This is a genomic window from Caballeronia choica (assembly GCF_001544535.1).
In the GTDB taxonomy this organism is placed as follows: domain Bacteria; phylum Pseudomonadota; class Gammaproteobacteria; order Burkholderiales; family Burkholderiaceae; genus Caballeronia; species Caballeronia choica.
On record NZ_FCON02000025.1, the window covers coordinates 69,921 to 84,202 of the forward strand.

The 14,282-nt window shown below is 65.2% G+C and carries 11 protein-coding genes; 6 read left to right on the forward strand and 5 right to left on the reverse strand.

What is annotated here, in order from left to right; all coding sequences use genetic code 11:
- The first annotated feature begins 250 nt into the window (after nt 1–250).
- The 3 genes from AWB68_RS14100 to AWB68_RS14110 all read left to right on the forward strand — a co-directional run bounded on the left by AWB68_RS14100 (nt 251) and on the right by AWB68_RS14110 (nt 1,751).
- Nucleotides 251–508 carry a DUF2866 domain-containing protein gene (locus AWB68_RS14100; RefSeq protein ID WP_087644976.1) on the forward strand — a complete coding sequence of 86 codons (258 nt, stop codon included), beginning with the start codon at nt 251–253 and terminating at the stop codon, nt 506–508.
- 83 nt (nt 509–591) lie between these two features.
- On the forward strand, nt 592–1,029 hold the full coding sequence (locus tag AWB68_RS14105) for an MbcA/ParS/Xre antitoxin family protein (RefSeq protein WP_087644977.1): 438 nt from the start codon (nt 592–594) through the stop codon (nt 1,027–1,029).
- A complete protein-coding gene (locus AWB68_RS14110) occupies nt 1,020–1,751 on the forward strand; it encodes an RES family NAD+ phosphorylase (RefSeq protein ID WP_087644978.1) in 732 nt (243 codons plus the stop codon). Before AWB68_RS14105 ends, AWB68_RS14110 begins: the two co-directional genes overlap by 10 nt.
- A gap of 56 nt (nt 1,752–1,807) precedes the next feature.
- On the opposite strand, the gene AWB68_RS14115 is transcribed toward AWB68_RS14110, so the two are convergent.
- The 5 genes from AWB68_RS14115 to AWB68_RS14135 form a co-directional block, all read right to left on the reverse strand.
- A complete protein-coding gene (locus AWB68_RS14115; protein WP_087644979.1) occupies nt 1,808–3,019 on the reverse strand; it encodes a DNA topoisomerase IB in 1,212 nt (403 codons plus the stop codon).
- A gap of 64 nt (nt 3,020–3,083) precedes the next feature.
- Nucleotides 3,084–3,821: a metallophosphoesterase gene (locus AWB68_RS14120; protein WP_087644980.1), complete on the reverse strand. Its 738-nt coding sequence runs from the start codon at nt 3,819–3,821 to the stop codon at nt 3,084–3,086.
- Between the two features lie 165 nt (nt 3,822–3,986).
- Nucleotides 3,987–5,264 (reverse strand): c-type cytochrome, encoded by a 1,278-nt coding sequence (locus tag AWB68_RS14125; RefSeq protein WP_087644981.1) that lies wholly within the window; start codon nt 5,262–5,264, stop codon nt 3,987–3,989.
- A complete protein-coding gene (locus AWB68_RS14130) occupies nt 5,264–6,865 on the reverse strand; it encodes a GMC family oxidoreductase (RefSeq protein WP_087644982.1) in 1,602 nt (533 codons plus the stop codon). The genes AWB68_RS14125 and AWB68_RS14130 overlap by 1 nt, the downstream gene beginning before the upstream one ends.
- A 57-nt stretch (nt 6,866–6,922) precedes the next feature.
- On the reverse strand, nt 6,923–7,456 hold the full coding sequence (locus tag AWB68_RS14135) for a sugar dehydrogenase complex small subunit (protein ID WP_125482935.1): 534 nt from the start codon (nt 7,454–7,456) through the stop codon (nt 6,923–6,925).
- Nucleotides 7,457–7,590: 134 nt separating this feature from the next.
- Between AWB68_RS14135 and AWB68_RS14140 the strand changes: the two genes are divergently transcribed.
- From AWB68_RS14140 to AWB68_RS14150, 3 genes are all read left to right on the forward strand, one after another.
- Nucleotides 7,591–8,247, forward strand: a complete 657-nt coding sequence (locus tag AWB68_RS14140; RefSeq protein WP_087644983.1) for a DUF1345 domain-containing protein — start codon at nt 7,591–7,593, stop codon at nt 8,245–8,247.
- Nucleotides 8,248–8,565: 318 nt separating this feature from the next.
- Nucleotides 8,566–10,224, forward strand: coding sequence for a glycogen synthase GlgA (gene glgA / locus AWB68_RS14145; protein ID WP_087644988.1), 1,659 nt, complete (start codon nt 8,566–8,568; stop codon nt 10,222–10,224).
- Between the two features lie 305 nt (nt 10,225–10,529).
- Nucleotides 10,530–13,901 (forward strand): maltotransferase domain-containing protein, encoded by a 3,372-nt coding sequence (locus tag AWB68_RS14150; protein ID WP_087644984.1) that lies wholly within the window; start codon nt 10,530–10,532, stop codon nt 13,899–13,901.
- Nucleotides 13,902–14,282: the final 381 nt, after the last annotated feature.

Genomic DNA, 14,282 nt, shown 5'->3' on the forward strand with positions numbered 1-14,282 from the left:
GCATCGCTCAATGCCCATCTTCCGGCAATTAAGCTGTATGAATATACAGTAAATTCACGCGGTCAAAAAGCCTCAACACCTCGGCGTGGCAAAAATGCCAAACGTTTCCGTCCGAAGGTTTAAGTTGCGCTTAATTCTCACTGGCCACACTCATCCCGTCTCCCTGTTTGCCACCGTGCCGTCGTGTAGCGGTCGGTGGCTTCTTTTTTCGGCTGCTTGCCACGAGCATCTACATGAGTGAGGACAGGCCATGTCTGCCAACGCATCATCCAGGAATCTCGCATCGGAGATGAAATCCCAGCACTCGCTGGCGCTGCACGAGTGCCGTTTGTCGGCGCCGTTCGACCAGCCATTCGGCCCACCTTACCGGCTGGTCGAATGGGTGTTGAAGAACGATCGCTGCATTCAGCGCCGGGTCGTTCCGGCGGATTGCACGACCTCGCAAATCGCCGATGTGCTCAGAACCCACGTGCCGGGCCGTCGCTATGGTCCAGCCGATAACGACTAAAACACATTTCGCTTGACAAGTCGCTTGACCAAATCCATATATGGACTATTATAAAAATCAAGTTCCAATGGAGACTAACTCAAATGACCAACGCCGCCCGTGCAACTCCAGCGGTACATGAACACGCGGCGCCGCGTCCGGCGCCCGACCTGGGTGACCTATCGGCTGCTGGCCTGCGTGCTTTCTTCAGGATTGCCAGCGCGTGGTCGCTTTCCGCCGACGAACAAATCGTGCTGCTCGGCAAGCCGGGGCGCTCGACGTTCTTCAAGTGGAAATCGGAGCCGCACACCGCGCGCCTCGGCCGCGATACGCTGGAGCGCCTGTCGCTGATTCTCGGCATCTACAAGGCGCTGCAGATTCTTTTGCCCCAACCCGAAGCCGCCGATACCTGGGTGAAGCGCGCCAACAGCGCGCCGCCTTTTGGCGGCCGTCCGGCGCTCGACCGGATGCTGGCCGGCAATGTCAGCGATCTGGTCGCGGTCCGGCAATACCTCGATGCCATGCGAGGCGGATGGGCGTGACAGAACGGACTGCTTTATCCGGCTGGCGCGAGAACTGGCCTCACAACACCGTCGACTGGTCGCCCGCATTTCGCGTAATTCCCACCCGCTTTCCCGCCGTCAACCTGTTCGACCGCGTGGCCTCGCCGGAGGATTTCGAAGCGCTTTACGCGCTCGAAGCGATGACCAACGACCGGCTGCGCACCGAAGTCGGCGAACTCGATCTCGTCCCGCGCGAGGAGCGTTGCTTCGGTCCGGGCTGCGGCCCGATCATGGCGGCCTTCACGCACCTGAACCCGAACGGCAGCCGCTTTTCCGACGGCAGTTACGGCGTCTTCTATTGCGCGCGCGGCCGGCAGACCGCGATCGCGGAGACGCGCTATCACTCGGCGCTGTTCCTGATGGCGACGAACGAAGCGCCGCTGCGTCAGCAGATGCGCCTGTACACGGTGACGGCGCGTGGCGAAGCGGTGGATCTGCGCGGAGGTCTTTTGGAGAAGGCGTCGCTCGATCCGCGCATCCTCGCACCGGACGATTATGGTCCTGGTAAAGCGCTCGGCCGCGCGGCGCGCAATGCGGGGGCGCCGGGGATCGTGTATCCGTCGGTGCGGGATGCGGAAGGAGAGTGCCTCGCCGCGTTCCGCACGACGATGTTGCGTGATTGCCGCCATGCGGCGCATCTCGAATACAACTGGAACGGCGAAACGATCGACTACGTGCTGGAGACGAATCAAATCGGGTGAAGGGTCGCAGGCGCTTCGGGATGGTGTAACCCCAACTCGACCCAAGCGCCAGCGACTCATCCAGGGACAGCGGAAACCCGCCCCGCCCCAAGCGCCAGCGACTTCTTCACCCGCGCTTTCCTGCTCGACTTCGCAAGCAGACCGGTCAGCCGCGCATCGCTGGCCACCGCACCGCTCCTGTGTTTGCGCGCCGCCTCCCGCGCCCGCCGCTTTGCATCCTTCTCAAGAAAAATCGCGAGCGCGGCTTCGTCGGCCTTCAATCCGTGACGGCGCAACGCGGGCATCGCTTCGGCGAGTTCGCCCGCTTCGAACGCCTCGATCACGGCCGGGTGCACATAACACTTGCGACACACGGCGGGCGTATTGCGCAGCAGTTGCGACACCTCCTTGATCGTGCCGACCACGAGCTTGCGCGCCTCGATCACGGTCTCCCAAGTCTGGCGCCTGAGCGCCGCGAGCGCGAACACGCTGCCGGCCCACGTCCGATAGTCCTTCGCGGTGAAATCGGCGCCGGTGATCTCGCGCAGATAGTCGTTGATATCCGACGACGACACCGAATGCCGCGCGCCGTCCGCGTCGAGATACTGAAACAGGTCCTGTCCCGCGAGATCCATGCAGCGCCTGACGATCCTGGCGACGCGCGGGTCGCTCACCGGCACGTCGTGCTCGATGCCGCTCTTGCCGCGAAACTGAAAGCGCAAGGTGCCGGCGGTCATCTTCAGATGCTTCTTGCGCAAGGTCGTGAGGCCGTACGAGCGGTTGTCGCGGGCATATTCCTCGCTGCCGACGCGAATCAGCGTCGTGTCGAGCAGACGGACCACCGTCGCAAGCACCTTGTCGCGCGGCATGCCGTCGAGGGCGAGATCGCGCGTCACGCGGGCGCGCAGCTTCGGCAGCACGGCGCCGAATGCGAGCATGCGTTCGTACTTGGTGGCGTCGCGCGTTTCGCGCCATTGCGGGTGATAGCGATACTGCTTGCGGCCGCGCGCGTCGCGGCCGGTCGCCTGCAGATGGCCGCGCGGATCGGGACAGATCCAGACGTCGATGTAAGCCGGCGGAATCGCGAGGGCATTGATGCGGCGGATTTCCGCCGGGTCGTCGATGCGCTTGCCCTGCGTGTTGAAGAAGGCGAACGCGCCATCGATCCACTGGCGCGTGTAGCCAGCGCGCGAATCGTCGACGTAGCGCAGGCCGGGCGGCAGGTCTTCCGGGCAGCCTTGCGGGCCGCCGCTGCCGTTCGATCGATTGAGTTGTGCCGGAGTCGTCACCGCGCGCCTCGCCGTCTCGTGGTCGGATTCCCGACGAAATGAGCAAAGGACGTGCCGGGCGAGACTACGGCAGCGCCAGTTCCCGCGCGCCTTCCTGCGCCGCCCAGCGTTCCTTCACCGACCAGCGCCGATCGGTGCCCGCCTCGACGATCGTGAGCCGGCCATCGGACGAAAACGCGCCGGTATCGATGAAGACCTGCGAGCCGACCGTCTTCACCGCCCGGGTCGGCGTGTGGCCGCAGTAGGTCATCGACAGGCCGCGCTGGCGCGCAGGATCGGCGCTGCCGAGCGCGAGCCCGCGGCCCCACAGCAGCGTATTGCGGACGTCGCCGGGGAAATCGGCGACTTCGAGATCCGCGTCGGCACCAAAGAACTCGGCGTGCAAAACGTTGAAGCGGCCCGGACCTTCGCCGACGATGCGCACGAGCGGCAGCACCGACAAGCGCGCGGCGAGCACGGAGAGCTGGTCGTCGGCGAGCGTTTCAGCCCACGCGCCGCCGATCGCGTACCACGCCTGGCGGCGCATCTTGCCGGCCGCGACCGAGATCAGCGCGTCTTCGTGATTGCCGAGCACCGGAAAGAACCACGGCTTGTCGACGAGATCGATTGCCGCGAGCGAATCCGTGCCGCGATCGACGAGATCGCCGACGGAGAAGAGCCGGTCGCGCGAGCCATCGAAACCGATTTCAGTCAGGAGATAGCGCAGCGAGTCGACGCAGCCATGCAGGTCGCCGACGACAAAATCGCGACCCGCCTTGTTGGCCGGATGCCAACGAACGACAGGATGAGTAAGAGCATTCATGCGACCAATCTTAACTTTCCAAACCTCAAGCATGTGCGCGCTTGGTCGCTTTCGCAACGCTATTTCGACGCAACTTTTCGGGTTCAAACGCATCAACGTGCGGCAAGGGCGCGCTTTCGGGTAAAACGTGCCGCGACGCATCATCTTCTGGTCGGAAGATTGCAGTTATTGCGGCGTCGCGCGCAGCTTTCCGACCTGCTCGGCGCTCATCGACGCCTGGCGGTTGCCGAAACGGTTCGTCACATAGTTGCTGATGGCAGCGATTTGGGCATCGCTGAGTTGTCCGGCGAACGCGGGCATGAACACGGACGCGCGCTGCGTGCTTCGAGTCACGCCGTTCAGAATCACGAGCGCGAGGTTGTCCGCCGGGTTCGCGCCGGATGCGCTGTTTCCCCGCAACGGCGGATAGGGCCCGGCGCCTTCGCCGTTCCATCCGTGACAACTCGCGCAATTGCCGATGAAGAGCCGCGCGCCATCGAGCGCGCCGGCGGGCGATCCGCGCAGCGCGGCCACATCGTCGCGGGCTGGTGGGTCGAAGTTCGCACGTGGACGCGTCGCGCCGTCGCTCACGGCGGGCAGCGAACGCAGGTACGCCGCGACCGACCGCAAGTCTTCCTGCGTCAGATACTGCGTGCCGTTCGACACGACTTCGGCCATCGGTCCGGCCGCGTTTGCGCGGCCGGGCGCGGCACCGGTCGAGAGATAGGCCGTCAGGTCGGCGTCGCTCCAGGCGCCGATGCCGGCGTTCTTGTCAGGCGTGATGTTGTAGGCGTGCCAGCCCGCCACCGTGCCGCCGCCCAACCGCTCGCTCGCGTTCAAGCCATGCGTCACAGTGCGCGGCGTATGGCATTTGCCGCAGTGCGCGAGCCCTTCGACCAGATACGCGCCGCGATTGCGCTCGGCGCTCGCCTTGGGATCGGGGACGAAGCGGCCTTCCGTGAAATTGAGCAGGTTCCAGAAGACCATCGGCCAGCGCAGGCTGAACGGAAACGCAAGGTCGTTGCGCGGCGGCGTGAAGCGAACCGGCGCGACGGCGCCAAGATACGCGCGGATCGCGAGCACGTCCTGGTCGGTGAGCTTCGTATATTCGACGTAAGGAAACGCCGGATAAAGCCGCTTTCCATCTCGCCCGATGCCTTCGTGCATCGCGCGCAGGAACTCGGCGTCGGTCCAGCGGCCGATGCCCGTCTCCGGGTCGCTCGTGATGTTCGGCGTGTAGATCGTGCCGAAGCGCGTCGCGATCGGCCGGCCGCCCGCGAACGGACGCGCCGGATCGGCGGTGTGGCAGCCGATGCAGTTGCCCACGCGCGCCAGATACTCGCCGCGCTTGATCAACTGCGGGGCATTGGCGGCGGAAAGATCGGCGCCCGGTGCACGCGCCGCGAGACATACGAGCAAGACGCCCGCAATGCCCAGCCACGTCCGTCGCCGGGGCACGCGCATCAGAGCTCCTGCTTGAGCTTGTCGGCGAGACGCAGCGACAACGCCGCCAGCGTGAGCGTGCAATTCGCCGATCCCGCCGACGGCATCACCGCGCTCCCCGCGATGAACAGGTTCGCGTGATCGTGCGTGCGGCACTGGTCGTCGACGACCGAGTCCTTCGGATCGCGGCCCATGATCGCCGTGCCCATGAGGTTGCTGCTGGAGAAGAGCGAATCGTCGAAGGCGACTTCGGTGCCGTTGAAAAGCGCGGCGATGCGCGCGAATTGCGTGCGGGTGTCGGCGGCGCTCCTCTTCACGTAGTCGCTGATCGCGTAGTGGACTTCGGGCTGCGGAATGCCGAGCGCATCCTTGTGATCCGCCGACGGCACCACGCGATTCTCCGGCTCCGGCAACTGCTCGTGAAAGCTGCCGATCGTCAGCGTGCGCGCGACGCGGTTGCGAATCTGCCGGTCGAGTTCGCCGCCGGTCAGATGCTTGTCGAGGAGGTCCGTCGTGATCGCGATCGTCGGCACCGCGTTCGACACCTGTAGTTTCTTCGCCGCGTATTGCGCGCGAAAGGCGCCGTCGCGGAAATTGACGACCGAGGTCATCTCCATCGGCCCGCGCCCCGGCCAGAGCGCTTCGCCCGCGAGAAACGTGACGCGCGTGCCCGGCTGGTCCATCAGGTTGCGGCCGACCTGGTCGGAACTGTTGCCGATGCCCTTCTGATACTTCGGCGTCGCGGAGAGCAGCATCAGCTTCGGCGTCTCGATGCCGTTCGCCGCGAGCACGAAGAGCTTGCCCGTCACGCGCGTGTCGCGGCCGCCGGGGTCCTTGTAATGAACCGCGGCGATGCGGCCCTGCCCGTCGGCTTCGATGCGGTGCACGACCGCCTGCGCGATCAGTTTCGCGCCCGCGCGCTCGGCCTTCTCGGCGTGCGCGATGCCGTTGTACATCGCGCCGATCGGACAGATCGGCATGCAGTTGTTGTTGCCACAGCAGACGGGCCGCGCATCGTATGGACGGCTATTGCGCGCGACCGGTTCCGGCACGACGCGAAACGCCGCCGCGTTCAGCACGTCGGAGAAACGCCGGTCCATCCAGGAGAGCGGGAGCATGTCCATCGGATACGGCTTCGCGCGCGGCGAGCCGAGATCGATCCGCTCGCCCGGGCCGGATACGCCCAGTTGCACTTCCGCCGCGTAGTACCACGGCTCGAGCGTTTCGTACGGAAACGGCCAGTCGCGCCCGACGCCGTAGAGCGTCCTCATCCTGAAATCGGCGGGCAGCATGCGCCACGCGGCGGCCGCCCAATGCCAGGTCGTGCCGCCCACCACGCGCAGATATTGCGCGTCGTAAGGCTGCTCGCCCTTGTTGATCAGATAGTGGTTGTCGGGCGAACGCATCGGGTGCGGCGCATAAGCCGCCGACGGATACGGCGACGCGTAATCCGCCTTCGCCGGCGAATCGCGGAAGTTCTCGACGATCTGCCAGCGGGCGATGCGCGGTCCCGCTTCGAGCACGATCACCGACGCGCCCGCGCTCGCGAGCTGATGCGCGACGAGACTGCCCGCCACCCCCGAGCCGACGATCACGACATCGGCCGAACCGGAACTCGCCATTGTTGTTGTCCTTGACCTTCGACGATGCTCGCGCGCCGTGCTGGCGGCGTCTGTGGTTCACGCCGCGCTCGCGGGATTGTGCGTCCAATAGAACATCGGCGCATCGCGGCAATACGACGGGATCGTCAGCACGTCGCTGACGGGGTCGAACATCAGCGCGCGCTCATAGGCGATCACGCGCTCGCCCGGTGCGAGCCCGGCCAGCCCGAGATACCACGCGCGCATCACCGTGCCGACCAGGGCCGCGAGCTTCGGCTGGTCGGCCTGAAGCGCGTCGGTGATGACGTCGGAGGGCGTGCCGCCATGCGTCGCGATCCACTTGTCGAGCGCGGCGACCTTGGCCGCGAACTCGCTATCGGCGCTCGACAGCGCGTCGTACACACGGCGGGCGAGCGTGGGGTCGAAGCCCGGTCGTCCCGTGAGCTTGCGTGAGAGGGCGAGGAAAGCATCGATCCCGGCGGGCACGGCGGGCGCGGCGCCCGCGGCGCCCGCGCTTGCTGCAACCGCACCCGGCGCAAACACCAGCATGACCGCCGACGCCAGCGCGCCGAGCACGAAGCGCCGCTCGTCGTCGTGATGAGGCTTGCTCATGTGGCTCCCGTTCCCGTCGAAGCACGCGTCTAGCCGGTTGAAAGGCGGCTGGGCAATAATCGGCACGCATCGCCCTCGGCCGCGCGCATCCCGCAGCCGGACGACGCGCGCCCTTCACTTCCGCCTCGCATCGAATGAATTTCATCCCGACCGCATTACGTTACCGTCCACGCGCGCTGATCGCACTCGTGATTGGTGTCCTTGTCTCGATTTTGGTTCCGATACAGGCCTCGTCCATTGTGCGTGGGCTGCTCGGCTGGGACACGGCCGTCTGGCTCTATCTCGTATTGATCTGGATAAAGATGGCGCGCGCCGGGCAGCAGCAGGCTCAGGAACTCGCCGAGCGCGAGGACGAGAGCGCCGCCTCCGTGCTGGTCATCGTGAGCCTCGCGGCACTGGCGAGCGTCGTCGCAATCGTCGTCGAACTGGCGGCGGTGAAGAACGTCGGCGTCGGTGCGGCCGTCCTGCACTACGCACTGACCGGCGCGACGATGCTCGGCGCGTGGTTCCTCATCCCCACGATGTTCACGCTGCACTACGCGCGACACTATTACCAGTCGGACGACGACGACACCGCGCTGCTCTTCCCCGACCGGGATCTCAAGCCCGGCTATTGGGACTTCCTGTACTTCTCGTTCACGATCGCGGTCGCGTCGCAGACCTCGGATGTCGTGCTGCGTTCCACCGCAGTGCGGCGCACGGCGCTCGCGCATTCGGTGCTGTCGTTCTTCTTCAATCTCGCGGTGCTGGGCTTGAGCGTGAACATCGCGGCGAGCCTCGTCGGGAGTTGATGCGCGCGTTAAACACGACTGTCATCTCGGCTGCTTAAGCTGATCGAATCGGCTTCCCCCACGCGCACTGTGTAAAAAGGCGGCCGCCGCGCAACCGGTTTTACACGCGGCACGGGCGTCTTTTTTCCACCCTGCGCGTCGTTTCGAAGCGCCACGCAAGACATTGCTCTCCATTCAATCCGACGACGCATGGCACATCCCTTGCTATCCGAGTCCGGCCGCATAAAAAACAACCTGATGAAGCGCCGCGAACGTGCGGCCCGGAAGCTTCCGGGCACGCCATCGACGGTCTTCCTCGCTCGCACCGGGAGCCGAATTTTGTCCTTGAATGTCCTGCTTGTCGCTTCAGAAGCCGTCCCGCTCGCCAAGACCGGGGGGCTTGGCGACATGGTGAGCGCCTACGCCGCCGCGCTCCGCGAAGCCGGCGTCGACGCCACGATCCTGATGCCCGCCTATCCGGGCGCAATCGCTTCGGCGGAAGGGCTGCACAAGGTTTGCGCGTTGCCCGGACTGCCCGGCGGCGACGGCGCGTTATTGCGAGGCCGGATGCCCGATACCGGCGTGCCGCTCCTGCTCGTGCGCTGCGATGCGCTCTACGCTCGCGCGGGCCTCTATCAAGACGAACAGGGCCGCGACTACACCGACAACGCCGTGCGCTTCGCGGCTTTGTCGACGGCGGCGGTGCGCGTCGCGGAAGGCATCCGCGGCGTGAAAAAACCCGACATCGTTCATGCGCACGACTGGCATTCCGGCCTCACGCCGCTCCTGATGAAATGCGCGGGCGTCAAGGCGAAGAGCGTCTTCACGATCCACAACCTCGCGTTCCAGGGCAACTACGCGCTGTCGTTGGGCGCGGCGCTCGGCGTCCCCGCCGAATGGCTCGTGCCCGCGCTGACCGAGCCGAAGAGCATCGAGTTCTACGGCGCTTTGAGCCTGATGAAAGCGGGCATCGTCCACGCCGATTCGGTTACGACGGTCAGCGAGACCTACGCCCGCGAAATTCTCACGCCGCGCTTCGGCCAACTGATGGAAGGCGTGCTGCAAAGCTGCGCGGACAAGCTTTCGGGCGTGATCAACGGGATCGACGGCAAGACCTGGAATCCCGCGACCGATCCGCTGATCGCGCGCAACTATTCGTTCGACGATATGCGCGGCAAGCACGCCTGCAAGCGCGCGCTGCAACAGATGTCCGGCCTGCCCGCCGATCCGTTCGCGCCGTTGATAGCGATCGGCAGTCGCATGACCGGGCAGAAGATGGCGGATGTCGTCGTCACGGCGATTCCGCAGTTGCTGGAAAGGCATTCACGCCTGCAAATCGCGGTGATCGGCAAGGGCGAGGCCTACATCGAAGCGGGCTTCCGGCGCCTGGCGCAGGACTGGCCGGATCGCGTGGCCGTGCACATCGGCTACGACGAGCGCCGCGCGCACGCGCTGCACGCGGGCGCCGACATGCTGCTGCACGGCAGCCGCTTCGAACCCTGCGGCCTGACGCAGATCTACGCGATGCGCTACGGCACGGTGCCGGTGGCATCGCGCGTCGGCGGGCTGGCCGATACGATCGTCGATGCCGCGAGCCGTGCTTGCGCAATCGACCCGCGGATGGCGATCCCGCGCGAAGCCACCAACGACGCGCCGGTCGCACACCTCGCGCCGACCGTGACGCCCGCGCCGACCGGCTTCCTTTTCGACGGCGAAACGGTTCACGATGTGATCGCGGGCGCAACCCGGGCAATCGATGCCTACATGCGTCCGCAACAATGGCGCACACTGCAACGCAACGCGATGTCGCGCGATTATGGCTGGACGCATGCCGTCGCGCGTTTCGTGCAGTTGTATGCCGGCCTGTCCGATGCCCGTCCGGCCAGGGCCACGCCTGGCTCCCGCCGGGCAGCCGAAGCCCCCGCACCAGCGTTCGCGGAACGCACGGCCGGCGGCGGCGCGGGACTTGTCGCGCGCAGTGCCCGAAAAATGGCTTGAAACCACCGGCCTGAAGACCAGTCTGAAGGAAGCGTCTCGAGAAATATATCGTCGGGTTGCACGCCGGGTGCGGCACGCTACATGCTGCTACCCCCCGTGCGACCCTGGCGCCGCACCGAATGGCGCACTGCTCGAAAGCGGTGCATCCGCCCCAAGCGTGACCCCGGAAAGGCGATTCTTTAAACTGTCCGAGGCCCGCTTGCCGCAGCCATCCGACGCGGATTGGCTCTTTGCCGCCCGTGAGCGTGATCGCGTCGATTGCCCGCATCCCCGCCACCGCAGGACGACTTTGGAAAAGACGAACGATGGAAAACCATCCCGCCCATCATGCGTACGCGCCGCGTATTTATTTCATCGACCCGCTTCTCGTCGGCCCCATCGCGAACTGGCCTGCCCAGTTCGAGCACGCTGCCGCGCTGGGTTTCGACCACGTCCTGACCGGCTCGCCGTTCGTGCCCGGTGCGGACGGGCACCGTCAGGCCGTCTCCGATCATCACCGCCTGCATGCCGCCTTCGAATCCGATGAACCGGCGAGCGAAGGTCTCCGCAAGCTCGCCGATGCCGCGAAGCAGCACGGCCTGACGCTGCTCGTCGACATCGTGATCGATCGCGTGAGTGCCGATGGCGGGCTGTATCAGGAGAACAAGCACTGGTTCCATCCGTTCGAGAGCGCCGAGGCGCGGCTCGATCCGCGTCACGCGCCGCGCGAGGAAAACGTTGCACACGCGAATTTCGGTGACGGCGAAGCGGCACAGCACCTCACCGAATGGTGGGCACGCGAACTGCTGCTGCTCGCGGATGCGGGAATCGGCGGCTTTCGCTTCGACGCCCCGCACAAGGTGCCCGCGCACGTCTGGCGCCGGCTCGGGGCTGCGGTGCGCGAGCGTCACCCGGAAGTGCGACTGCTCGCATGGACCGTCGACATCAGCCGGCACGACCTGCACGGCCTGACCGATGCGGGGTTCGACGCCGTGTTCTCATCGTCGCGCTGGTGGGATTTCCAGAGCGCGTGGCTCGTCGATGAACACGCCGCGCTCGTGCGCGTCGCGCCGCCGATCTCGTTTCCCGAGGAGCCGTTCGGCACGCGGCTGCTGTCCGACCTGCACGACACGAGCGACACCTCGCTCGTCGAGCGCGCATATCGCCGCGCACTGTACGCGGCGGCCGCCATCGGCACCGGCATGCTCGTGCCGATGGGTTTCGAATACGGCGTCGGCTTGCCGATGTCCTATCAATACGGCGTCGCGGCCGAATACGAGCGCGCGCGCGAGCAGGCGCGTTTCGATCTGTCGAAGGACATCACGAAGGCAAACGCGTTGCAGCGCGATAACGGCACGCTCGCGAGTTCCGGCGAACTGCGCTCGCTGACCGGCGCGGGCACGTCGTTCGCCGCGCTGATTCGCGCGAACGGTCCGGACCTGCGCCACGCCGACACTGCCGCGCTCATCGTCATCAATCCCGACCTCGCGAAACCCGTCCACGTCGATACGCTGCATCTGCTCGAAGCGGTGCCGGGCGAGTTCACGCGCTTTCGTCCGCTTGACGATGCGAAGGCCACGCCCGAACCGCTCGCTCCGTTCACGCTGGCGGCCGGCGAAGCGCGCATGTTCCGGGCCGCGTCCGAGCCGTTCGTGCTGCTCGCGCAGCCGCAGGTCAAGCGCGGCTCGAAGTCCGCCGACAAGAAGGCCGTCAATGAAGCGGTGAGCAATCCCCGGGTCGCGATCGAAAGCGTGACGCCTTCGGTGGATCACGGGCGCTTTCCGGCGAAGCGGATCGTCGGCGAGGCGGTGGAAGTCCAGGCCGCGATTTTCGCCGAAGGCCATGACAAGATCGCGGCCGCTGTCCAATGGCGCGCCGCCGACGAAACCGACTGGCACGAAGCGCTGATGGTCCCGGTCCAGCCGACTGGCAACGACTTGTGGACGACGCGCATTCCGCTCGATCGCGTCGGACGGCACGAGTTCACGGTGACGGCGTGGCGCGACGACTTCGCGTCGCTCATCGATCACATGCAGAAGAAGCTGAAGGCCGGGCAGACGGTCGAACTCGAACTGGAGGAAGCGCGGCACCTGTTCGCGCTGATCCTCGCCGAAGTGGAGACGACCGAGGGGGCCGCCAAGGAACCGCTCAAGAGCATCGTCAAGGAGTTCACGAAAGCAGAGGCCGAACGCAAGCTCGAACTCGTGCTCGCGGCCGAGACGGCAAAGGCGGTGGCCGCGGCACGCCACCGGCCGTTCCTGTCGCGCGATCCGGTGACGTATCGCGTCGACGCCGAGCGCGCCGCCGCGCGCTTCGCGAGCTGGTACGAGATCTTCCCCCGCTCGATGAGCGACGACGAAAACCGCCACGGCACCTTCGTCGACGTGATCGGCAAGATGCCGCGCATCCGCGAGATGGGTTTCGACGTGCTGTACTTCCCGCCGATCAACCCGATTGGCATGGCGAACCGCAAGGGCAAGAACAACACGCTGACCGCGCAGCCGGGCGACGTCGGCAGTCCGTATGCGATTGGCGGCAAGGAAGGCGGGCATACGGCGGTGCATCCGGAGCTCGGCACGCTCGAAGACTTCAGACAGATGCTGGAGGCCGCGCACGCGCACGGCCTCGAGATCGCGCTCGACTTCGCCGTGCAATGCTCGCCGGATCATCCGTGGCTGAAGGAGCATCCGACGTGGTTCGCGTGGCGTCCCGACGGCACGCTGCGCTACGCCGAGAATCCGCCGAAGAAGTATCAGGACATCGTGAATCCGGACTTCTACGCGAAGGATGCGAAGCCGGAGTTGTGGGTTGCATTGCGCGACGTGTTCCTGTTCTGGATCGCGCAGGGCGTGCGGATTTTCCGCGTCGACAATCCGCACACGAAGCCGTTCCCGTTCTGGGAATGGGCGATCAACGACGTCCGCTCGCGTCATCCGGATGTGATGTTTTTGGCGGAAGCGTTCACGCGGCCGCGCGTGATGAACCGGCTGGCGAAGCTTGGCTTTTCGCAGTCGTACACGTACTTCACGTGGCGCGAGTCGAAGCGCGATTTCATCGAGTACATGCACGATCTCACGCAGACCGACGCGAAGGAATTTTTCCGGCCGAACTTCTTCGTGAACACGCCGGATATCAATCCGCGCTTTTTGCAGCGCTCGGGGCGTGCCGGATTCGTGATTCGTGCGGCGCTTGCCGCGACGCTTTCGGGCTTGTGGGGCGTGTATAGCGGGTTCGAGCTTTGTGAGGCGGCTGCGTTGCCGAACAGCGAGGAGTATCTCGATTCCGAGAAGTATCAGTTGCGCGCGTGGGACTGGAACCGGCCGGGCAATATCGTCGGCGAGGTGACGGCGCTCAATCGTATCCGGCGGGCGAATCCTGCGTTGCAGACGCATTTGGGCGTCAATTTCCTGCCGGCGCACAATGAGCAGATTCTTTTCTTTGAGAAGGCCAACGCGGCGAGGGACAACGTCGTGCTGGTTGCGATCAATCTTGATCCGTTCAATGAGCAGGGCGCGGATATTGAATTGCCGTGGCAGACGCTCGAAGGATGGGGCGTGCATGAGTGGGACGCTGTCGCGGTCGAGGATCAGGTGACCGGACAGCGATTTGAATGGCGCGGGCGGCGGCAGCATGTACGGCTGAATCCGAATTCGCTGCCGTTTGCTGTTTGGCGGATTCAGCCGGTCGCTGGCGCTTGAGGAGGGGTGTGGGTTGGGTTGGGGGGTGTTTACGCCGTTTGATGCGCTAGCGCTCCTATGGAACTTGCTTTGTTTTTGGTTTATTTGCTCTGCCCCTGTCCGGGGCGGGACTCACTTTCTTTGCTGCTGCAAAGAAAGTAAGCAAAGAAAGCAGCTTCCCAACGCAAATCCTTGCCAAGCGTCGCTAGCCCGCTGTGTCGGAGTGGTCCAACCGGGGGAGTGTCGTTAGCGGGGTTTCATCGTTGTTGGCATGTAGACAAGGCGCGCACGTCGCACCGCTGCGCGGAGTGGAACAGCAGTCATACATCCGTCTTGGCACTGCGTGCCCGACGACAGGTTCGCTAAGCGGTGAATTGAAGCATGCAGCAAGCAGGAACGTAG